The organism is Mycolicibacterium cosmeticum (assembly GCF_000613185.1).
GTDB lineage: Bacteria > Actinomycetota > Actinomycetes > Mycobacteriales > Mycobacteriaceae > Mycobacterium > Mycobacterium cosmeticum.
This window is the reverse complement of record NZ_CCBB010000001.1, coordinates 1,952,662-1,972,612: the sequence shown is the minus strand read 5'-3', so window position 1 is coordinate 1,972,612 and position 19,951 is coordinate 1,952,662. Positions and strand designations below refer to the sequence as shown.

The 19,951-nt window shown below is 67.8% G+C and carries 16 protein-coding genes; 7 read left to right on the top strand and 9 right to left on the bottom strand.

The window, feature by feature from the left end:
* Positions 1 to 288 precede the first annotated feature (288 nt).
* The 3 genes from araB to araA are packed head-to-tail and all read left to right on the top strand — an operon-like array spanning position 289 to position 4,168.
* Complete coding sequence (gene araB / locus BN977_RS09400) at positions 289 to 1,971, top strand: ribulokinase (RefSeq protein ID WP_024453198.1); 1,683 nt, start codon at positions 289 to 291, stop codon at positions 1,969 to 1,971.
* Positions 1,968 to 2,651 carry an L-ribulose-5-phosphate 4-epimerase gene (locus BN977_RS09395; RefSeq protein ID WP_036397307.1) on the top strand — a complete coding sequence of 228 codons (684 nt, stop codon included), beginning with the start codon at positions 1,968 to 1,970 and terminating at the stop codon, positions 2,649 to 2,651. Before araB ends, BN977_RS09395 begins: the two co-directional genes overlap by 4 nt.
* Positions 2,651 to 4,168, top strand: coding sequence for an L-arabinose isomerase (gene araA, locus BN977_RS09390; protein ID WP_036397306.1), 1,518 nt, complete (start codon positions 2,651 to 2,653; stop codon positions 4,166 to 4,168). Before BN977_RS09395 ends, araA begins: the two co-directional genes overlap by 1 nt.
* 3 nt (positions 4,169 to 4,171) lie before the next feature.
* Here araA and BN977_RS09385 read toward each other — a convergent pair whose 3' ends face one another.
* The 8 genes from BN977_RS09385 to ku all read right to left on the bottom strand — a co-directional run bounded on the left by BN977_RS09385 (position 4,172) and on the right by ku (position 10,859).
* Positions 4,172 to 4,966 carry a TIGR03621 family F420-dependent LLM class oxidoreductase gene (locus BN977_RS09385; protein ID WP_036397305.1) on the bottom strand — a complete coding sequence of 265 codons (795 nt, stop codon included), beginning with the start codon at positions 4,964 to 4,966 and terminating at the stop codon, positions 4,172 to 4,174.
* Positions 4,967 to 5,006: 40 nt separating this feature from the next.
* Positions 5,007 to 6,065, bottom strand: a complete 1,059-nt coding sequence (locus BN977_RS09380; protein WP_036397304.1) for a poly-gamma-glutamate hydrolase family protein — start codon at positions 6,063 to 6,065, stop codon at positions 5,007 to 5,009.
* On the bottom strand, positions 6,066 to 7,295 hold the full coding sequence (locus BN977_RS09375; RefSeq protein WP_036397302.1) for an Nramp family divalent metal transporter: 1,230 nt from the start codon (positions 7,293 to 7,295) through the stop codon (positions 6,066 to 6,068).
* A gap of 77 nt (positions 7,296 to 7,372) precedes the next feature.
* Complete coding sequence (locus tag BN977_RS09370; protein WP_051561217.1) at positions 7,373 to 7,597, bottom strand: hypothetical protein; 225 nt, start codon at positions 7,595 to 7,597, stop codon at positions 7,373 to 7,375.
* Between the two features lie 8 nt (positions 7,598 to 7,605).
* On the bottom strand, positions 7,606 to 7,890 hold the full coding sequence (locus tag BN977_RS09365) for a hypothetical protein (protein ID WP_227456286.1): 285 nt from the start codon (positions 7,888 to 7,890) through the stop codon (positions 7,606 to 7,608).
* 39 nt (positions 7,891 to 7,929) lie between these two features.
* Entirely contained in the window at positions 7,930 to 9,006 is a 1,077-nt protein-coding gene (locus tag BN977_RS09360) for an NAD(P)H-dependent amine dehydrogenase family protein (RefSeq protein ID WP_036397301.1), read from the bottom strand.
* Between the two features lie 13 nt (positions 9,007 to 9,019).
* The gene (locus BN977_RS09355) at positions 9,020 to 9,811 is read right to left on the bottom strand and encodes an SDR family oxidoreductase (protein WP_036397300.1); all 792 of its coding nucleotides are present in this window, start codon (positions 9,809 to 9,811) and stop codon (positions 9,020 to 9,022) included.
* Positions 9,812 to 9,968: 157 nt separating this feature from the next.
* Positions 9,969 to 10,859, bottom strand: a complete 891-nt coding sequence (ku, locus tag BN977_RS09350) for a non-homologous end joining protein Ku (RefSeq protein WP_036397299.1) — start codon at positions 10,857 to 10,859, stop codon at positions 9,969 to 9,971.
* Positions 10,860 to 10,890: 31 nt separating this feature from the next.
* Here ku and BN977_RS09345 point away from each other — a divergent pair, with 31 nt between their 5' ends.
* Positions 10,891 to 13,146 (top strand): ATP-dependent DNA ligase, encoded by a 2,256-nt coding sequence (locus BN977_RS09345; RefSeq protein WP_036397296.1) that lies wholly within the window; start codon positions 10,891 to 10,893, stop codon positions 13,144 to 13,146.
* A 20-nt stretch (positions 13,147 to 13,166) separates the two neighbouring features.
* Here the strand turns inward: BN977_RS09345 and BN977_RS09340 are convergent, their stop codons facing one another.
* Positions 13,167 to 15,905: a helix-turn-helix transcriptional regulator gene (locus BN977_RS09340; RefSeq protein ID WP_036397295.1), complete on the bottom strand. Its 2,739-nt coding sequence runs from the start codon at positions 15,903 to 15,905 to the stop codon at positions 13,167 to 13,169.
* Positions 15,906 to 16,076: 171 nt separating this feature from the next.
* On the opposite strand from BN977_RS09340, the gene mdlC reads away from it, so the two are divergent.
* Genes mdlC through BN977_RS09325 form a run of 3 tightly spaced genes read left to right on the top strand, consistent with a single transcriptional unit; the run spans position 16,077 to position 19,944 of the window.
* Positions 16,077 to 17,687 (top strand): benzoylformate decarboxylase, encoded by a 1,611-nt coding sequence (gene mdlC / locus BN977_RS09335; protein WP_036397294.1) that lies wholly within the window; start codon positions 16,077 to 16,079, stop codon positions 17,685 to 17,687.
* A gap of 3 nt (positions 17,688 to 17,690) precedes the next feature.
* Positions 17,691 to 18,098, top strand: a complete 408-nt coding sequence (locus BN977_RS09330; RefSeq protein ID WP_036397293.1) for a tautomerase family protein — start codon at positions 17,691 to 17,693, stop codon at positions 18,096 to 18,098.
* A 1-nt stretch (position 18,099) separates the two neighbouring features.
* On the top strand, positions 18,100 to 19,944 hold the full coding sequence (locus BN977_RS09325) for an FAD-binding oxidoreductase (RefSeq protein ID WP_036397292.1): 1,845 nt from the start codon (positions 18,100 to 18,102) through the stop codon (positions 19,942 to 19,944).
* The last annotated feature ends 7 nt before the right edge of the window (positions 19,945 to 19,951 follow it).

Genomic DNA, 19,951 nt, shown 5'->3' with positions numbered 1-19,951 from the left:
TCGGGCTGCATGAAAGTGGCCCGCGTCACAGTTGTGGATGTTAACGATCACCCACGGTGTGGTCAACCCTCGACATTGCCTCCGGTGGAACGGGTACCCGCTGGATATCGGCCCGCACTCCGGAAGGGCTGGGAACAACCGGGCGACCTGAGTGGGCGCGCCGGCCCGTTGACCCGTCGGCGATGTTCACGTTAACATCAGCGGTGTGATGCAGCGCACAGGTGTGCACCGGTATCGGAGGGTGATTGTGATGGACCGTACGGGCGGCGCGCAGGACGAGGATCGCCGATGAGCGTCGACAGGTATGTGGTCGGTATCGACTTCGGCACGCTGTCCGGGCGTGCCCTGGTCGTCCGGGTTGCCGACGGCCACGAGATGGCGTCGGCCGAACACGTCTACCGGCATGGTGTGCTCACCGAGGCGCTGCCCGGAGACAGTGGTGTTCGGCTGCCACCGGACTACGCACTGCAGGTGCCCGAGGACTATGTCGACGTACTGCGGTTCGCGGTGCCCGAGGCGGTGGCCGTTGCCGGGATCGATCCGGCCGATGTCATCGGCGTGGGCACCGACTTCACCGCCTGCACCATGGTGCCGGCCCGTGCCGACGGAACACCGCTGTGCGAGCTTCCCGAATTCGCCGACCGCCCACACGCTTACGCGAAGCTGTGGCGTCACCACGCCGCCCAACCACAGGCCGACCGGATCAACACGCTCGCCGCCGTTCGCGGTGAATCATGGTTGCCCCGCTACGGCGGGTTCATCTCCAGTGAGTGGGAGTTCGCCAAGGGTCTGCAGATCCTGGAGGAGGACCCCGAGGTCTACGCCGCCATCGACTGCTGGGTGGAGGGTGCGGACTGGATCGTCTGGCAGCTCACCGGCCGCTATGTGCGCAACGTCAGTACCGCCGGCTACAAGGCCATCCGGCAGGACGGGGCGTATCCCTCGAAAGAGTTCCTGGCCGCGCTCAACCCGGACTTCACCGATTTCGTCACCGACAAGGTGGAACAACCGATCGCCGAGCTCGGGACCGCGGCAGGCACGTTGACCGCGCAGGCCGCGGCGTGGACGGGGCTGCCGGCGGGAATCGCGGTGGCCGTGGGCAATATCGACGCGCACGTCACCGTCGCCGCAGCCGACGCCGCCGAACCCGGCCGGCTGGTCGCCATCATGGGCACCTCGACCTGTCACGTGATGAACGGCAGGCAGCCCCAGGACGTCCCGGGCATGTGCGGCGTGGTCGAGGGTGGCATCACCGTCGGGCTGTGGGGGTATGAGGCCGGCCAGTCCGGAGTGGGTGACATCTTCGCGTGGTTCATCAAGAACTGCGTGCCCGAACGGTACGCGCACGAGGCGGCCCAACGCGGTGTGTCGGTACACGAGCACCTGTCCGATCTGGCCGCCCGGCAGGCCATCGGTCAGCACGGCCTGGTCGCCCTGGACTGGCACAGCGGTAACCGCTCGGTGCTGGTCGACCATCACCTCTCCGGCGTGATCGTCGGGCAGACCCTGGACACCACCTGTGTCGACCAGTACCGCGCGCTGCTGGAGGCCACCGCCTACGGCACCCGGATGATCGTCGAAACCTTCAACAACGCAGGTGTTCCGGTCGATGAACTGGTGGTCGCCGGCGGGTTGATCAAGAACCGGCTGCTGATGCAGATCTACGCCGACGTCACCGGTTTGCCGCTGTCCTGCGTGACCTCCACCCAGGCGCCCGCACTCGGTGCCGCCATCCACGCCGCCACCGCTGCCGGTGCCTACCCCGACGTGCCGACCGCATCGGCGACCATGGGCGGGCGCACCAGGAGCGCGTTCCTGCCGATCCCGGAGAACGTCGAGCGCTACAACGCCTTGTACGCCGAGTACGTCACACTGCACGACTGGTTCGGCCGCGGCAACCACATGATGCGCAGGCTGCGGGCCATCCGCGCCGCCGCAACCCAACCCGACATGGTGAGGACCGCCCCGTGACCGTGACTTCCGAAGTGTCCCAGACGATCACCGACCTGCGGCGGCAGGTGTGCGATCTGCACGCCGAACTCACCCGCTACCAGTTGGTGATCTGGACCGCAGGCAACGTCTCCGCGCGCGTGCCGGGCAGAGACCTCATGGTCATCAAACCCTCTGGGGTTTCCTACGATTCGATGGCACCGGAACAGATGGTGGTCTGCGACCTGAACGGCGAACTCGTCGACGGCGAGCTGTCGCCGTCATCGGACACCGCCGCGCACGCCTACGTGTACCGGCACATGCCCGAGGTCGGTGGGGTGGTGCACACCCATTCCACCTACGCCACCGCGTGGGCGGCCTGCGGTGAGCCCATCCCGTGCATCCTGACGATGATCGCCGACGAGTTCGGCGGTGAGATACCGGTGGGCCCGTTCGCGCCGATCGGTGACGACTCGATCGGGCGCGGCATCGTGGAAACCCTGCGCGGCAGCCGTTCGGCTGCGGTGCTGATGCGCAATCACGGCCCGTTCACCATCGGTCCCGACGCCCGGTCGGCGGTCAAGGCCGCGGTCATGCTCGAGGACGTGGCTCGCACCGCCTTCATCAGCAGACAGCTGGGCAGTCCCACGGAGCTGCCCGCCGACGCCGTCACCTCCCTGTACGAGCGCTACCAGAACATCTACGGCCAGAAAGAAGCTTGATGTCCAACGCCACCGAAAAGCCCGAGAACAAAGAGATCTGGTTCGTCACCGGCAGCCAGTCGCTGTACGGCCAGGACATCCTGGACCAGGTCGCCGAACAATCGCGGGTGATCGCCGACCGCCTGGATGCCAGCCCCGACCTGCCCGTGCCGGTGGTGTGGAAGCCCGTCGTCACCACCAGCGACGCCATCTATCGCCTGCTCAGCGAGGCGGGTACCAGCGAGCGCTGTGTCGGCATCATCGCCTGGATGCACACCTTCTCACCGGCGAAGATGTGGATCAGGGGACTCAACGCGCTACGTCAGCCGCTGTTGCATTTCCACACCCAGTTCGGTGTCGAGATCCCTTGGGACAGTATCGACATGGACTTCATGAACCTCAACCAGGCGGCGCACGGGGATCGTGAGTTCGGCTACATCCAGACCCGGTTGTCGGTGCCGCGCACCACCGTTGCCGGCCATGTCGGCAACCCCGACACCACCGCGCGCATCGGATCGTGGGCCCGCGCCGCGCTGGCCGCCGCGGACCTGCGCGGTCTGCGGCTGGCCCGGTTCGGTGACAACATGCGCGATGTCGCGGTGACCGAGGGTGACAAGGTGGAGGCCGAATCCCGTTTCGGCGTTTCGGTGAACTCCTATTCGGTCAACGAGCTGGTGGCCTCGGTCGATGCCGCCGCGGACACCGATATCGACAAGCTGGTGCAGGAATACCAGGACCGGTATGTCGTGGCCGAGGAGCTGCGGACCGGGGCTGAGCGCCACGACACGCTGCGGGAGGCCGCCCGCATCGAGATCGGCTTGCGGCAGTTCCTCGAAGAGGGCGGATTCAGCGCCTTCACCACCAATTTCGAGGATCTCGGCGGCCTGCGTCAATTGCCGGGTATCGCCGTGCAGCGGTTGATGGCCGACGGCTACGGGTTCGGCGCCGAAGGGGATTGGAAGACCGCCGCGATGGTGCGTGCGGTCAAGACCATGGGTACCGGCCTGCCGGGCGGCACGTCGTTCATGGAGGACTACACCTACGACCTGACGCCCGGCGCGGAGACGATCCTCGGCGCGCACATGTTGGAGGTGTGTCCCAGCATCGCAGCGCAGACCCCCACGGTGGAAGCCCATCCGTTGAGCATCGGTGGCCGCGAGGACCCGGTGCGGATGCGCTTCACCGCGGCACCCGGTGACGCCGTGGTGTTGGGCATCTGCGATGTCGGTAATCGATTCCGGTTGGTGGCCAACGAGGTTCGGGTGATCGAACCGCCGGCCCCGTTGCCCAGCCTGCCGGTGGCATGCGCGGTGTGGGAACCGTTGCCGTCGTGGTCCACCTCGACCGAGACCTGGTTGATGGCGGGCGGGCCGCATCACACCGTGCTGACCACCGCGGTCCCGGTGTCGGCCATCCGCGATCTGGCAACCATCGTCGGCACCGAACTGGTGACCATCGACATCGACACCGTCACCCACGAGTTCGAGCGCGAGTTGCGCTGGAACTCGGTGTATTACCACTTGGCCGACGGTCTGTGACGGCTACCTGAGCTCGGCGATGACCTTGCCGAACGCCTCGGCGTGGCCGGCCTGCACCACGAAATAACTCACGCCGTGCTCCTGGCGCAGGCGGCGCAATTTGGCCGCCTGGTCGGCGATCGTCCCGGACAACACACCGGGATGCGCCAGCAGCTCGTCATCGGTGGCGTCCGGGACGAACCGCCGGGTGAGGGCCAGATCCGGCAGCTGCGACCCGACGGGCGGGACGGCGGTGAGGGCCACGTTGAGCTCCAGATCGGCGAAACGATCGCCGGCGACGCCGCGGAGGAACTCGACGCGGTCGGCGAGCTCACCGGTGACCCCGATGGTGGCCGCCCACTTGGCGGCGACGGTGAGCAGCCGGTCGCCGCCGCCGGCGATCACGATCGGTGCCCCTGGCACGTGCTCGGCAAGGTAGGCCGTCACGTGCTCGAGGTATTCGATGCGCTGCCGGGCCGACGGGAACGGCAGTTCGGCGGCGTCGAACTCCTCCTTCACATAGCCGGCGCCCAGGCCTACCTCGAACCGGCCGCCCGACAGCTCGTGCAGCGCGGCGACGTCGCGCGCCAACAGGGCCGGCTTGTAGAAGCAGGCGTTGAGGACGAACGTACCCAGGCGCAGCGCATCGGTGGCGGCCGCCGCGGTCGCCAGGACCGGGAACGGCGCCGGCGCACCCAGGTGGTCGGGGACCAAAAGCACGTCGTAACCGAGCTTTTCGGCCAGCTGAGCGGCGTCGCGGACCTTCGCCGCGGAGGAGGTGTCGCGCAGGCTGACACCGAATCGGAAATCGTGGGCCATGGTGCGATAGTAGGCCCCACCGCGGCGGGCCGACCCGGTGTCAGGACCAGGATCGGGCCGCCTCGGCCAATCCGTCGATCAGCGCCGCGGTCGAGGCGCATACGCCGTCGGCACCGGGGAGCCCGCTACGCGGGCTGATACCGCGCACCCGTGGTGGCAACTCCAGTTGGACACCGCCCTCGCGCGGCACGTTCACCGGGTTGTCGGGGTGCAGTCCGCGCAACTCGCGCGGAATGGCGTCGAGGTCGGTGACCACCTGGTGGCCCGGTACCGCGATATGCCTGGCAAGGTGCGTGGCAAGGTCACGGTTGCGGCCGCCGGCGAGCAACTGGGTGCTGCGGCCGATCCGCCCGTAACCGTGCACCGCGATCGCCACGTCGACGTGCTCGAGAAAGGCTGCCAGCACGGCGGACTCGTCGCAGCGGTAGCGCGACGAGGCCAGGTGGTGCGGGTAGTGCGGTGGGTGGTGCAGCACGTAGACCGACGCTCCGGCCGCCGCGGCGGCGCGCTCGGCGATGACGTCGGTCATTCTTTCCAGGCCGCCGCCGTGGATGGCCAGGAATCCGAACCGGGACCGCAAGGTACTGGTCTCGTGGACCGCGGGGTTGCCGAGCAGTTCGGAAAGCGTCTGTGGTCCAGCCGAATCCGCCGCGCGCTCGACGCTGGGCCAGTGCGCCGGATCCCACCGGTGCAGGAAATCGATCCAGCGCTGCGGCAGCCGGTGCTGGCGTGCCCCGCCGATCACCCGCTCCAGATAGCCCGGCCGCGGTGCCCCGGCTTCCACACGGGGATCGATGTACACCCAGGCGTCGCGCGGGCCGTCGGCGGTGTGCACCACCAGCCGGTCGCGCCGGTACCGCACCGGGACACCCTCGGCGCTGTCCAGAGCATTGAGGTCATGGCCGCTGACCTGCCACAGCACCCCGTGCACCATGGCACCGGGCAGCGGCTCCACCGTCGCCACCCCGCGTTCGTTGATCAGCCAGTCGTGATCGGCGAGTGTCGCGGGCCGCGGGTCGGTGGCATCGGGGCAGCGGCGCGCCATCTGGTTCACGCACAGATTGGATCCGTACGCGAAATAGATGTGCGGCAACGTCATTCAGCCTCGCACCGTCAGGTAGATCAGCACGACGTTGAGCACGCTGATGACGCCGGCCACCAGCCAGCCCAGCGTGGTGGTGAGCCGGTGGTTCACATCGGCGCCCATCAACGACCGGTTGCTGGTCAGCCGAACGAGGGGGATCAGCGCGAAGGGGATGCCGAATGACAGCACCACCTGCGAGATGACCAGGGCGCGGCTCGGGTCGACCCCGATGGCCAGGATCGCCAGTGCCGGGATGAGGGTGATCAGCCGGCGCAGCAGCAGCGGGTAGGTGCGGCGCAGCAGACCGGACATGATCATCGCCCCGGCGTAGGCGCCCACCGACGTCGACGCCAGACCCGAGGCCAGCAGGCCGATCGCGAAGAACAGCGCCACCACCGGGCCCAGCGTGTCGCGCACGGCGGCGTGCGCGCCCTCGATCGAGTCGGTGTCGGTCATGCCCTGCAGATTGGTCGCGGCGACCAGCAGCATGGCCAGGTTCACCGCGCCGGCCACCAGCATGGCGACGCCGACGTCGACCCGGGTGATCCGGAGCAGGCGCCGCCGCGCCGCGCCCGCCTCGGGTTGGCCGTGCCGGTCCCGCGCCAACCCCGAATGCAGGTACACCGCGTGTGGCATGACCGTCGCGCCGAGCATGGCGGCGGCCAGTAGCACGCTTTCCGGGCCCTCGAACCGCGGAATGAGGCCCTCGACGACGTCGCCGGCGGCCGGTGCTTCGACGAACAGACTGGTGAGGAAGCCGATCGCGATGATCAGCAGCAGCCCGGTGATCACCCGCTCGAACACCTGCTGGCCGCTGCGGTTCTGCACGGTGAGCAGGAGCATGGACACGATGCCGGTGATGATGCCGCCGACCAGCAGCGGCAGGTCGAACAGCAGGTGCAGGGCGATGGCGCCGCCGACGACCTCGGCGAGGTCGGTGGCCATCGCGACCGTCTCGGCCTGCAGCCAGTAGGCGATCCGGGTGGGCGTGCGGGTGTTGTCGGCGACCGCTTCCGGCAGTGAACGGCCGGTGACCAGTCCGAGTTTGGCCGACAGGTACTGCACCAGCCCGGCCATCACGTTGGCCACCAGGATGACCCACACCAGCAGGAAGCCGAACTGGGCGCCGGCGCTGACGTTGGCCGCGACATTGCCGGGATCGACATAGGCGATGGCGGCGACGAACGCGGGTCCGAGCAGAGACCAGCCCGGTCGCCGCACCCGCGTCTGCGTGTCCTCGAGCAACTCGGCCTCTCTCTATCCGGAGTAGCGAATAGAAAAGTTAGGGTAGCCGAAAACTCGGGATGGTCAACACGCGGGGCTCAGCCGAGGCCGATGATGATCCCGCCGCCGCCGTAGGGCCAGCCGTAGAAGGGTCCGTTGTTGTTGGCCGGCGGGGACGTCACGATCTGGGTGTGCCCGCCGGACGTACATTGCGTGGTGTTGGGTCCGATCTGCACGCATTCCGGTGCAGCCGCCGCGACGGGTGCGGCGACGAGCGCCGCGAGCGGCGCGGCCAACAGGGCCGGCATCAGGTGGATGCGCATCGGGCCTCCTAGCGGTGACCGCCGCCACCGCCGTGCCAGCCGCCGCCGCCCTCGCCGCCGATGATCAGCGCGGGCCCGTAGAACTCGTCGTCCCACGGGTAGGGGTAGGTCGGCTCGGCCGGAGGTGAGGCGTTGAGCTGAACGTTGCCGGGTGAGGCGCATTCGGTTGCGGCGCCACCCGCTTCGGTACCGCCGACACTGGTGCACGACGGCAGATTGGAGTTCGGGTCGGCCGCGGCGGTCGGTGCCAGTTGAAGGGCGGCCGCGGCCAGGAGCGAAGAAAGCACCAGCATTGACCGCATAGGCGAGGCCCCTCACGTCGGACTTGGGCGTTAAGCCCCAGCGTACAGCCCTTTCCCGGTGATGAGAGGAAGGTCCAGGGTGGTGACGATGCCCGGTTGCGCGGCCACCACCGCCGGGATGGCGTTGACGACGCGTGCCGCGGTGGCCACCAGTCCGGCGTGGTTGTGGTCGCCCTTGCGACTGCTGAGGCACAGATCGAGGGCGTACGACGGTTCGCCGGTCACTTCGACGCGGTAGGAACCGCCCTCCTGCGCCGGCTGCGGCCACTCCGGGCACAGGTCGGCCCGCAGCCGGGTGACGTGCTCGAGCACGACGGCGGGGTGGCCCTTGACCATGCCGCGCACCTCGAAGCGCATGGCCGCGGTGCTGCCCTTGGGGATGTGCCCCGAGGCGATGTCGAAATCCTCCGGGGCGGGCACCCGGACGTGGGTTTCGGTGACCTCGTCGAGTTCGATGCCCAGCCCCGCGGCGAGCTGGCGCACCACCGACCCCCAGGCCAGGCTCAGCACGCCCGGCTGCAGCAACATCGGCAGCTCGTCGAGTGATTTCCCGAAGCCCATCACGTCGAACATCACCGTGGCGCTGTCGTAGGTGGCGTAGTCCACGATCTCCATGCACCGGATCTGTTCGACGGACTGGCACGTGCCCGCAAGGGCAAGGGGCAGAAGGTCATTGGCGAAGCCGGGGTCGATGCCGTTGACGAAAATGCTTGCGCCGCCGGCTTTCGCCGCGTCCTCGATGGGGGAGACCAACTCGGCGGGCAGCACCTGCCACGGGTACTGCAGGAACACCGCCGCGCTGCCCACCACGTTCACGCCGGCGGCCAGGATCCGTCGGTAATCCTCCAGCGCCTCGGGCAACCGGTTGTCGGCCATCGCCGTGTAGACGGCGCAGTCGGGATGGGTCGCCAATACCTCACCGAGGTCGTTGGTGGCGGTGATACCGGTGCTGATGTCAAGGCCGGCAAGGGTTCCCGCATCCTGACCGGCCTTGGCCGCCGACGACACCCAGACCGAGGTGAGCTCATAGGCCGGGTCGGTGATCAACTGGCTCAGCGCATGCCGTCCGACGTTTCCGGTGCCGATCGCGGCGACTTTGATGGCCATCTCTAGGTGCTCCTCACAGATCCGGGATGGGCAGGTCGAGGTTCGGATAGGTGAGGCCGCCGTCGACCTCCAGCGTCTTGCCGGTCAGATAACCACCCGCAGGTGAGGCCAAATAGACTGCCGCCGCCGCGATATCGGCCGGATCGCCCAGTCTGCGCATCGGCGTGACCTTCTCCATGGGTTCGCGCAGCGAGTCGTTGGAGGCCACCACGTCCAGCGCCGAGGTGAGGATGGACCCGGGCGCGATGGCGTTGACCCGGATGCGTGGGCACAGGTCGAGCGCGGCCAGCCTGGTGTAGTGCGCCAGCGCCGCCTTGGCCGTGCCGTACGCGACGAACGCGCGTCCGGCCAGCCGGCCCATCGTCGAGGTGATGTTGATGATCGAGCCGCCGCCGGAATGTTCCAGCATCAGCGGGACCGCTGCCGATGTCAGCGCGTGCGCCGTGCCGACGTTGAAGGTGAACGCGTCCTTGAGGTCCTTGGTGGAGGTGTTCAGCAAGGGGCTCGGCATGGTGCCGCCGACGTTGTTCACGACGATGTCTAGTTTCCCGAATGCGCCGACCGCCTCGGCGGCGAGCGCGGCGGTGGCCTCCGGGTGGGCGAGGTCGGCCACCACGATGTGCGCCTTGCGCCCGGCGTCGGCGACCTGGGCCGCGACTTCTTCCAGCTGAGCCTGGGTGCGTGCCGCGATCACCACGTCCGCACCGGCTTCCGCGAACGCGACGGCGATCGCCGCACCCAGCCCGCGGCCGGCGCCGGTGACCACCGCGACCTGATCGTCGAGCCGGAATCTGTCCAGAATCATGCGTGCTCCATTTCTTGTCCCGCGTCACCGTAGCAAGGGGGCAGTGCGCCCGGGGCGGGTTTTTGGAACACGTTCTAGTTGACTTGATCCGGGCCCGAGACTGAAGGCAGGGACAGACCTTCGGCCGACGCGGTCCCTGGCTTCAGTTTCAGTGCTTCTACTTCTTCGCGGCGGCCTTCTTGGCCGGAGCTTTCTTCGCCGCCGCCTTCTTGGCGGGGGCTTTCTTGGCCGCCGCCTTCTTCGCGGGCGGCTTGTCGCCCTGCCGGGCCTTCACGCTCGCTTCCAGTTTCGCCAGCAGATCCGACACATCTTCGGTCTCGTCCAGATTGGTCGGTTGCTCCTCGGTGGTGAAGGCCTCGCCACCTTCGAGTTTGGCCTGCACCAGCTCGTGGAGCTCGTCCTGGTAGGTGTCGTGGAACTGCTCCGGATGGAAGTCGTCGGTCATCGACTCGACCACCTGACCGGCCATCTTCAGCTCGGCCGGCTTGATCTCGACTTCCTTGTCCAGCACCGGGAAGTCCGGATCGCGGATCTCATCGGGCCACAGCAGGGTGTGCACCACCATCACCTGACGCTTGCTGAAATCCTTCACCCGCAAGGCCGCCAGCCGCGTCTTGTTGCGCAGCGCGAAATGCACGATGGCCACCCGGTCCGTCGACGCCAGGGTCTGGGCCAGCAGCACATAGGACTTCGACGATTTGGAATCCGGCTCCAGGTAGTAACTCTTGTCGTACATCAGCGGGTCCAGTTGGTCGGCCGGGATGAACTCCACGACCTCGATCTCGCGGCTGCGCTCCTCGGGCAGCGTCGCGATGTCCTCGTCGGTGATCACGACGGTCTGCCCGTCATCGGATTCGTACGCCCGCGCGATATCGCGGTACTCGACCACCTCGCCGCACACCTCGCAGGTCCGCTTGTACCGGATCCGGCCGTTGTCCTTGGCGTGCACCTGATGGAATTTGATGTCGTGGTCTTCGGTGGCGCTGTACACCTTGACGGGGACATTCACCAGACCGAAGGCGACCGAACCCTTCCAGATAGACCGCATGCTCAACCGTAACAGCGGGTAATACCGTTATGTGGTGGAGCGCTACGGCCGGGTGAAATTGACCAACCCCGATAAGGTGCTCTATCCCGCGACCGGCACCAGCAAAGCCGAGGTCTTCGAGTACTACCTGGCCGTCGCCGACGCCATGGTGCCCCATATCGCCGGCCGGGCGGTCACCCGGAAACGGTGGCCCAACGGCGTGGACGAACCGTCGTTCTTCGAGAAGCAACTGGCCTCGTCGGCACCGGACTGGCTGGACCGGTGCGCCATCGAACACAAGTCGGCGACCACCGTCTATCCGATCATCGACACCCGTGAGGGGCTGGCCTGGATCGCCCAACAGGCGGCGCTGGAGGTGCACGTCCCGCAGTGGCGCTTCGTCGACGGCAAGCCGGGACCGGCCACCCGGATCGTGTTCGACCTGGACCCCGGCGAGGGGGTGGACATGGCGTTGATCTGCACGGTGGCCCGCGAGGTCCGCGACCTGATGGCCGATATCGGGCTGACGACGTACCCACTGACCAGTGGCAGCAAGGGCGTGCACCTGTACGTTCCGCTGGCCGAGCCGGTCAGCTCGCACGGTGCGTCGGTGCTGGCCCGCCGGGTGGCCCAGCAGTTGGAGAAGGCGATGCCGCAGCAGGTGACGGCCACCATGACCCGCAGTCTGCGCGCGGGCAAGGTGTTTCTGGACTGGAGCCAGAACAGTGCCGCCAAGACCACGGTCGCCCCGTACTCGTTGCGCGGTCGCGACCAGCCGACCGTGGCGGCTCCGCGGACCTGGGACGAGATCGGCGATCCCGACCTGCGGCACCTGCGGTTCGACGAGGTGCTGACCCGGCTGGAGCGCGACGGTGATCTGCTGGCCGGCCTGGACGACGCCGTGGTGCTGCCGGACAAGCTCACCACCTACCGCAGCATGCGCGACGCCGGGAAGACGCCGGAGCCGGTGCCGGCGGCGACCCCGGTCACCGGTGCGAACAACCGCTTCGTCATCCAGGAACACCATGCCCGCCGGCTGCACTACGACTTCCGGCTGGAACGCGACGGGGTGTTGGTCAGCTGGGCCGTGCCGAAAAACCTGCCCGCCGAATCGTCGGTAAACCACCTGGCCGTGCACACCGAGGACCACCCACTGGAGTACGCCACCTTCGAGGGGTCGATACCCAAGGGTGAGTACGGCGGAGGTGAGGTGCGGATCTGGGACTCCGGGACCTATGAGGCAGAGAAATTCCGCGACCCGGATCCGATGAACGGCAAGAGCGGCGAGGTGATCGTCACCCTGAGCGGGGAACGGATCTCCGGCCGCTATGCCCTCATCCAGACCGACGGCAAGAATTGGCTCGCCCATCGGATGAAGGAACAACCCGCGATGACCGCGGTCGAGGTCAAGCCGATGCTGGCCACGCACGGTTCGGTGGCGGCCTTCACGCCGGCGCAGTGGGCCTTCGAAGGCAAGTGGGACGGTTACCGGCTGCTGGTGGACGCGAATCACGGAGCACTGCAGTTGTATTCGCGACGAGGCCGGGATGTCACCGCCGAGTACCCCCAACTGCGGACGCTGGCCGCCGATCTGGCCGAGCACCACGCGCTGCTCGACGGCGAGGTGGTGGCGCTCGATGCCCACGGCGTGCCGAGCTTCGGGGCCATGCAGAACCGCGGGCGCGAGGGGCATGTCGAGTTCTGGGCTTTCGACCTGCTGGCGCTGGACGGCAGGCCGCTGCTGCGGGTCAAGTACCGTGATCGCCGAAAGTTGTTGGAAACACTGGCTTCCGGCGGAGAACTGATCGTTCCCCCGTTGCTGCCTGAGGACGACCCGCTCGGGGACGCCCGGCGGCGCGGCTTGGAGGGGGTGGTGGCCAAGAAGTGGGACTCCACCTATCAGCCGGGCCGGCGGTCGTCGGCATGGATCAAGGACAAATTCTGGAATACCCAGGAAGTGGTGATCGGCGGTTGGCGGGCCGGGGAGGGCGGACGAACCAGCGGGATCGGTGCGCTGCTGGTCGGTATCCCGGCCGACGACGGCCTGCACTTCGCCGGCCGGGTGGGCACCGGCTTCACCGACAAGATGCTCGGCGACCTGCGCGCGACCCTCAAACCGTTGGAGACCGACGAATCTCCGTTCAACGCACCGCTTTCCACCATCGACCGGCGCGGGGTGACCTTCGTCCGGCCGGAACTGGTGGGCGAGGTGCGCTACAGCGAACGCACCTCCGACGACCGCCTGCGCCAGCCGAGTTGGCGCGGGTTGCGGCCGGACAAGACACCGGACGAGGTGGTCTGGGAGTGACACGGCCGCGGATGCCAATGTCACTCGCGCGGCTTGCGCAATTCGCGACGTGACGTCACGCCGAGTTTGGCGAAAATCCTACTGAGGTGCCACTCCACGGTGCGCGGACTGATGAAGAGATGACCCGCGATTTCGGAGTTCGTGTAGCCTTCGCCCGCCAGCCGGGCGATGTAGGTCTCCTGCCGTGTCAGCGTTGCGGTCGTACGCTCGCCGTCGTCTTTCGGCATGGTCTCGCCCGCGGCCCGGAGCTCCCGGCGTGCCCGCTCGGCGAAGCCGTCGGCTCCCATGCGGCGGAACCGCTCGTAGGCGACCCGCAATTCGTTGCGCGCGTCGGCCCGGCGGTTCGCCCGGCGCAGCCACTCGCCGTAGATCAGGTGCGTGCGCGCAGCCATGACCGCCAGGGGTGACCGCTCCAATTCTCTTATCGCGGTGTCGAACTCGTGCTCGGCCGCTGGGCCGGTGGTCGTCAGTGCTCTGGCCCGCGCCGCGTATCCCAGTGCGGTGGCGGTTCCGGTCGCCTCGGCGCGCTCGGCCACCTGTGCGGCCGCCGTTTGCGCGGTGCGCATGTCGCCGGACCGGGCGGCGGCCTCGACCATTTCGGTGAGCAGATGGCCGTACATCCCCACGTCGTCGTAGTCCAGTGCCGCCGTGCACACCGCGAGGGCTTCCTCGTATTGACCGAGCCCGTTGTGCAGGATGGCCAGCGCGAAGAGGACGACGGTGACCTCGCTGCCTTCCCCTCTGGCCGTCGTGTCCTCGATCGTGCTTCGAGCGAGTTCTCTGCCGAGTTCCTCTTGTCCGCGGCAGGCGGCGAGATAGGACTGGATGGACCGGTGTGGCGGCGCCCCGGTTGCAGCCGAGATCGCGTCCGACTGCTCGAGCAGATCCGCCGCCTGTGCGAAATCGCCGGCGGTGACGCAGACCCCCGCATAGGTGGTCAGCGCTGCGGGCAAGATGGTCAATTCCCCCGCGGCGCGGAGAAGCTCGAGTTGGCGAGCGTTCAACGAGCTGTAGATGTCCTGATCGAACAGATCGAGCAGCACGCGCAGGGTGATGTCGTGTGACCGCGGATCCGCTACGCCGGCCTCGTCTTCCTTCAGGTACTGGTCGATGGCACGTTGCAGTACCGGCGCGGCGGCGGCGTGCCCTTCGGTGAGGCGCAGGATGAGTCCGTCGAGAAACAGATCGGCGGCCTTGAGCGGGCCGGAAGGTGCCGGAGCCAGTCGCGCCGCGGCGGCGATCGCCGCCGCGGAGGACTGCTCATCGGTGGCGAGACGGCCGACGATCATCGCCGCCACCAGTGCGTCGAGGTAGGTGTCGCGCGCGAGCACCGGATCGAGCGCTCCGAGTTTTTCGGCGGCCGCCAACAGCAGTGGGGGTGCGTCTCGTCCCCGCTGGGTGGTGAAGGCGATCTTGGCGCGCAGCAGATCGACTCGCGCGCTGAGGAGTTCGTCGTCAGCGGCCGCTATGGTCGCCAGCAGCCGGGTTGCTGCCTCAGCGTCACCGGCGTCCAACTTGGCCAGGGCAGCGTCGAGTGCCCGCTCGGCCCGCCGAAGGGGGTCCGGGGTCAGCTCGACGGCATAGGCCAGAAATGCCGCGGCGGCGGCCGCTCCGGCGCGGCGGCGGGCGTGCTCGGCGCACTCCAGGAGTTCCACGGCCACGCTCTCGTCAGGTGCGGTCGTGGCGTGGGCACGATGCCAGGCGCGGTGCTCGGCTGCTGCGGGACCCGCGATGACGGCGGCCAACGCGGCATGTACCCGTCTGCGTTCGGCAACGGACGCGTGGCGGTAAACGGCTGAGCGGACCAGCGGATGGCGGAAGCGTAACCGCGGTTCGACGGTGATCAGGCCGCTGCGCTCCGCAGGAGTACTGGCATCGGCATCGAGGCAGAGCTGTGCGGCTGCGTCCCACAGCCATCCCGGGTTGCCGGTCGGCTCCGCCGCCGCGATGAGCAACAGGGTTCGCGTCGACGGCGGCAGCTCGCGCAGACGCTGGTCGTATTCCTGCTCGATCCGTCTGGTGACCGACGACGCAGCCGCCAGTCCGTACCCGCCTGCCAGCACGGCGGGTGCCATGGCATGCCGAAGTTCGAGAAGAGCCAACGGATTTCCCTCGGCCTCGGCCAGGATGTTGGCTCGGACGGAATCGTCCAATTGGCCCGGCATGACCTCCATGAGCAACGTGTTGGCGTCGGCGTGGCTGAGGCGGCGCAGATTCAGCTCGGGTAGGGCCGCCAACTCCGGTGGAGCGCCGGGCGTGCGGGTTGCGAAGATCATGACCACCGGGTCGGCGAGAAGCCGGCGCGCGGCGAAGCTCAACGCCTGGAGCGAGGCACGGTCCACCCACTGTGCGTCGTCGATCACGCAAACGGTCGGCCGCTCCGCACCGGCCTCTCCGAGCAGCGTCAGCACGGCCAGGTTCACCAGCAGCCGGTCCGGTGCGGTGCCGTCGTGCAGACCCAGCGCCACCCGCAGGGCGTTCCTCTGCGGGGCCGGTAACCGGTCCAGGTGGGCAAGGATCGGGCCGCACAACTGCTGCACGCCTGCGTAGGCGAGCTCCATCTCCGATTCCGCACCGCTGATCCGGATGGTGCGGACGTCGTTGGCCTTGGTGAGTGCGTCGGCGAGCAACGCAGTCTTCCCGATGCCGGCTTCGCCGTGGATGACGAGGATGCCGCTCTCACCCGCGCGGACGTGGTCGCACAGCTGGGCGAGTCGGCGCTGTTCATCGTGGCGTCCGACGAGTGTGCTGCCGCCCATGCCGGTGATCTTGACATGTCGGCCGGCTTCCAGCGACAGAAGCCGAAAACGCGGCGGTACCCCCGGGGGCCCACCTGTTTTCAGCCGCCCCGGGGTTTCCACGGGGTGGGCAGGGCCTCGTCCGAGTGTGTGATCACTACACCGAGTCAACACACGCGAAGGGGTCAAACGATGGCCAGCACCGTCCACGAGGTCACCTACGACCTGCTCCGAACATTGGGTTTGACCACGGTATTCGGCAACCCCGGTTCCACCGAACAGACTTTTCTGCGGGACTTCCCGGACGACTTCACGTACGTGCTCGGCTTGCAGGAGGCCTCGGTGCTGGCGATGGCCGATGGCTTCGCCCAATCGACCGGGCAACCCGCCCTGGTCAATCTGCACACCGCAGCGGGCACCGGCAACGCGATGGGCAGCCTCGTCGCGGCGTACCGGGCGAATACACCGCTGATCGTCACCGCCGGCCAACAGACGCGGGAAATGTCTTTGTGCGACCCGTATCTGAACAATCCCGACGCCACGATGATGCCGCAGCCGTGGGTCAAGTGGGCCTATGAGCCCGCGCGCGCCGAGGATGTCCCCGCGGCATTCATGAGGGCCTACGCGGTGGCCACCCAACCGCCGGCCGGTCCGGTGTTCCTGTCCATTCCGCTCGACGACTGGAACAAACCGGCGCTGGGCGCCGCGGTGGTCAGAACGGTCAGCCGGCGGGTCCAGCCGGACACCGAACGGCTGACCGAATTCGCCGACCGGATCAGCCGGGCCAAGCGGCCCTTGCTGGTGCTGGGGCCCGAGGTGGACCGAGCGGGTGCCTGGGATGCGGGCGTCGCCTTCGCCGAGAAGTTGCGCGCCCCGGTCCGCGGCAGCGCACTGTCGGACCGCTGCTCGTTCCCGGAAGATCACCCCCTCTACCGCGGTCCGCTTCCGCTGACCATCGCGGGGGTCAGCGACGCCCTCGCCGGGTACGACCTGGTGATCGTGATCGGTGCGCAGGTGTTCCGGTACTACCCCTACGTCGCCGGGGACTACCTGCCCGAAGGCACGGCCGTACTGCAGGTCACCGCCGACCCGCACCTCGCCGCGACCGCACCGGTGGGTGACAGCCTGATCGGCGATCCACGCGTGGTGCTCGAACAGCTACTGCACCTGGTTCAGGACCCGGCGGACCGAGAGCCTCCCGCGAGTCCGGCCAGGACGCCCAGTGCCGACCTTCCCATGGCCTCCTCGCCACTGGCGTCCAACGACGTGTACGCGGCGCTCAGCGCGGTCAAGCCCGAGGACGCTGCGGTCGTCATGGAGTCGACCTCCACGTTGGCCGACCTGCTCACGTGGTGGCCGACCCGGCGTCCGGGCAGCTTCTTCGCCACCGGAAGCGGTGGCATCGGCTGGGGAGTGCCGGCGGCGGTGGGGATCGCCCTCGGGGATCGGGCCCGTGGGGTGCAGCGGACTGTTGTCGCCTCGATCGGTGACGGTTCGTTCCAGTACTCGATCCAGGCCATCTGGACGGCGGCACAGCACAAGCTTCCCGTGGTGTTCGTGGTTCACCGCAACGGCGAGTACGCCATCCTCAAGTCGTTCGCGCTGCTGGAGGAAACGCCCGGCGTCCCCGGACTGGACCTGCCTGGGCTCGATATCGGAGCCTTGGCAACGGGTTTCGGATGCCGAACGGCGACAGTGGATGGCACGGAGGGCCTCATCCGCGAGTTCAAGGCCGCCCTGGCGGCCGACGGGCCCACGGTCCTGGTGGTGCCGACCCAGCCGCAACTGCCATTTTTGGGGTGAGAGATGCCGGTCTACACCTGCACGACAGTGCGATCGACGTTGAGCGCGGACACCAAAGCCGACCTCGCGGCGGAAGTCACCCGCATCCATTCGATGATCAATCACGTTCCGGGCACGTACGTCAACGTCGTCTTCCACGAGCTCGCCCCAGACGAGGTCTATACCGGTGGGCATCCCGCCCAGCCGCTGCTGATCAACGGATGGGTCCGCACGGGCCATCCCGAAGCCCAAAGCAGCCAGTTGGTCGCGGAAATCGCTGCTGCCGCGACGCGGGTCACCGGCGTCCCCGCCGAGCGGGTGCTGGTGGTCATCCAGAACAGCCCGGCACATTTCGCGATCGAAGGCGGCCGGGTGTTGCCCGCCCCCGGGGAAGAGGAAGCCTGGCTGCGCGAGCAGAAGGACACCGACTGACATGTCGAGAACCGCTGTGCAGATCGAACGGTTCGCGGCGGCCGCCGCCGCCCACGCCGATGTGACCACCGACCTGGGCACGCTCGCCGAACGCGGCCGCGACTTCTGGGGTGTCGGGGGAGTGGCGGACCTGCTGTTGCGCCCGCACGGCCGGGACGCCATCGCACCGATCATGCGGCTGGCCGCCCGACACACGGTCGCGATCGTGCCGCGCGGTGGAGCGTCGAACTGTTCGGGCGGCATGATGCCGACCGCGGGGCGGGCACTGCTCGATCTGTCCGGTCTCGATCAGATCTTGCACATCGATATCGAGAATCGTTGTGCCCGTGTAGAGCCTGGTGTGATCAACGCCGACCTGCAAGCGGCGCTGGCCCCACACGGCTTGTGCTTCTCGCCCGATCCCGTGTCGGCGCACCTGGCCAGCGTGGCCGGCAACATCATCGAAAACGCCGGTGGACCGCACGCGTTGAAGTACGGGGTCACCTACAACCACGTCCTGAGCGTCGACGTCGTCCTGCCGGACGGTTCGGCAGTCACCTTCCGCGCCGACGACGACGGCCCCGATCTGCTCGGTGTCCTCATCGGCTCGGAAGGAACCCTGGGGATCATCACCGAAGCCACGGTCGCGCTGCGGCCGGTCGCCGAGGTCACCCACAGTCTGATGGGTGCGTTCGCCAGCGCCCGGGAAGCCGCCGATACCATCGCGGCGATCATCGCCACCGGTGTGGTGCCCGCCGCGGTCGAGTGGTTGGACAGAGCGGGAATCGCTGGGCTGCAACAGTTCTATGAAACCGGCTATCCACTGGACGCGGATTCCATCGTGCTCATCGATGTCGACGGGACCGCAGCGGAGGTGGCGCACGAGCAAGCGGTCGTGGAACGGGTGTTGCGCGCACGGGCAACCGAGGTGCGGGTCGCCGAGAGTGCGCCGGACCGCGACGCGCTGTGGTACGGCCGGCTCAACGCCCCCAACTCGGTGGTGCAGAGCGGCAGAGGCTTTTTCATCGGTGATGTCACGGTGCCGCGCGACCGAATCCCGGAGATGCAGGAAGCCATCCAAACCACCGCGGCACGACACCGCGACGGGTTGTTGTTCATCGCGGTGTGCGGGCACGCCGGTGACGGCGACCTCCACCCCACGACGTTCTATGACAAGGACAACCCGCTGGCTGCGTCCGCCCTGGAGGCAGCCAACAACGAGATCATCGAAGCTGCATTGCAATTGGGTGGGACGATCACCGGTGAGCATGGTGTCGGAACCGAGAAGATCCCGTTCATGACCAAGCGCTTCACCGACGTGGAGATCGCCGCGCAGCGGGCTATCAAGACTGCGTTCGATCCCGCCGGACTGCTCAATCCCGGGGTGATGCTGCCGGACCGTACTCCTGACGACCCCGACGCCACTGCCTTCACCGCCGCAGTCCGTGCCGCTCTCAAGAAAGAACTGGTCCCCGACCCCGACGCTCCGCTCACCACCGGTGACAACACCGACATGACGGCCAACCTCGGCAACCTCAGTCTGGTTCTCGGCGCGGACGCCGTGATCGAGTCGGTGAACCGCTATCTCGACGAGCACGGCATCACCTGTAGCGCGATTCCGCGCGCAGGCGCAGAGCGCACCGTCGGCGAACTCGTCGCCACCGCAACCGGCGCCGAGCGCGACCGCATCAGGCACGCTCTTCTCGGTGCCGACGTCACCGTGGTCGACGGACACCGCCCCGCCAGATTCGGCGCCGAAACCATGAAGGATGTCGCCGGATACGACACCAAGCGGCTCTATATCGGTGCGCGCGGTGCGTTCGGCGCGTTCCGGACGTTGATTTTCAAGGTCAGCGTCAAGATCTGACTTTGGG

What these genes read in the sequence shown, in the direction of transcription:
- araB (WP_024453198.1), top strand. Translation starts at nt 289, where the DNA reads ATGAGCGTCGACAGGTATGTGGTCGGTATCGACTTCGGCACGCTGTCC.
- araA (WP_036397306.1), top strand. Translation starts at nt 2,651, where the DNA reads ATGTCCAACGCCACCGAAAAGCCCGAGAACAAAGAGATCTGGTTCGTC.
- BN977_RS09385 (WP_036397305.1), bottom strand. Translation starts at nt 4,966, where the DNA reads ATGGCCCACGATTTCCGATTCGGTGTCAGCCTGCGCGACACCTCCTCC.
- BN977_RS09380 (WP_036397304.1), bottom strand. Translation starts at nt 6,065, where the DNA reads ATGACGTTGCCGCACATCTATTTCGCGTACGGATCCAATCTGTGCGTG.
- BN977_RS09370 (WP_051561217.1), bottom strand. Translation starts at nt 7,597, where the DNA reads ATGCGCATCCACCTGATGCCGGCCCTGTTGGCCGCGCCGCTCGCGGCG.
- BN977_RS09365 (WP_227456286.1), bottom strand. Translation starts at nt 7,890, where the DNA reads ATGCTGGTGCTTTCTTCGCTCCTGGCCGCGGCCGCCCTTCAACTGGCA.
- BN977_RS09360 (WP_036397301.1), bottom strand. Translation starts at nt 9,006, where the DNA reads ATGGCCATCAAAGTCGCCGCGATCGGCACCGGAAACGTCGGACGGCAT.
- BN977_RS09355 (WP_036397300.1), bottom strand. Translation starts at nt 9,811, where the DNA reads ATGATTCTGGACAGATTCCGGCTCGACGATCAGGTCGCGGTGGTCACC.
- ku (WP_036397299.1), bottom strand. Translation starts at nt 10,859, where the DNA reads ATGCGGTCTATCTGGAAGGGTTCGGTCGCCTTCGGTCTGGTGAATGTC.
- BN977_RS09340 (WP_036397295.1), bottom strand. Translation starts at nt 15,905, where the DNA reads ATGGGCGGCAGCACACTCGTCGGACGCCACGATGAACAGCGCCGACTC.
- mdlC (WP_036397294.1), top strand. Translation starts at nt 16,077, where the DNA reads ATGGCCAGCACCGTCCACGAGGTCACCTACGACCTGCTCCGAACATTG.
- BN977_RS09330 (WP_036397293.1), top strand. Translation starts at nt 17,691, where the DNA reads ATGCCGGTCTACACCTGCACGACAGTGCGATCGACGTTGAGCGCGGAC.
- BN977_RS09325 (WP_036397292.1), top strand. Translation starts at nt 18,100, where the DNA reads ATGTCGAGAACCGCTGTGCAGATCGAACGGTTCGCGGCGGCCGCCGCC.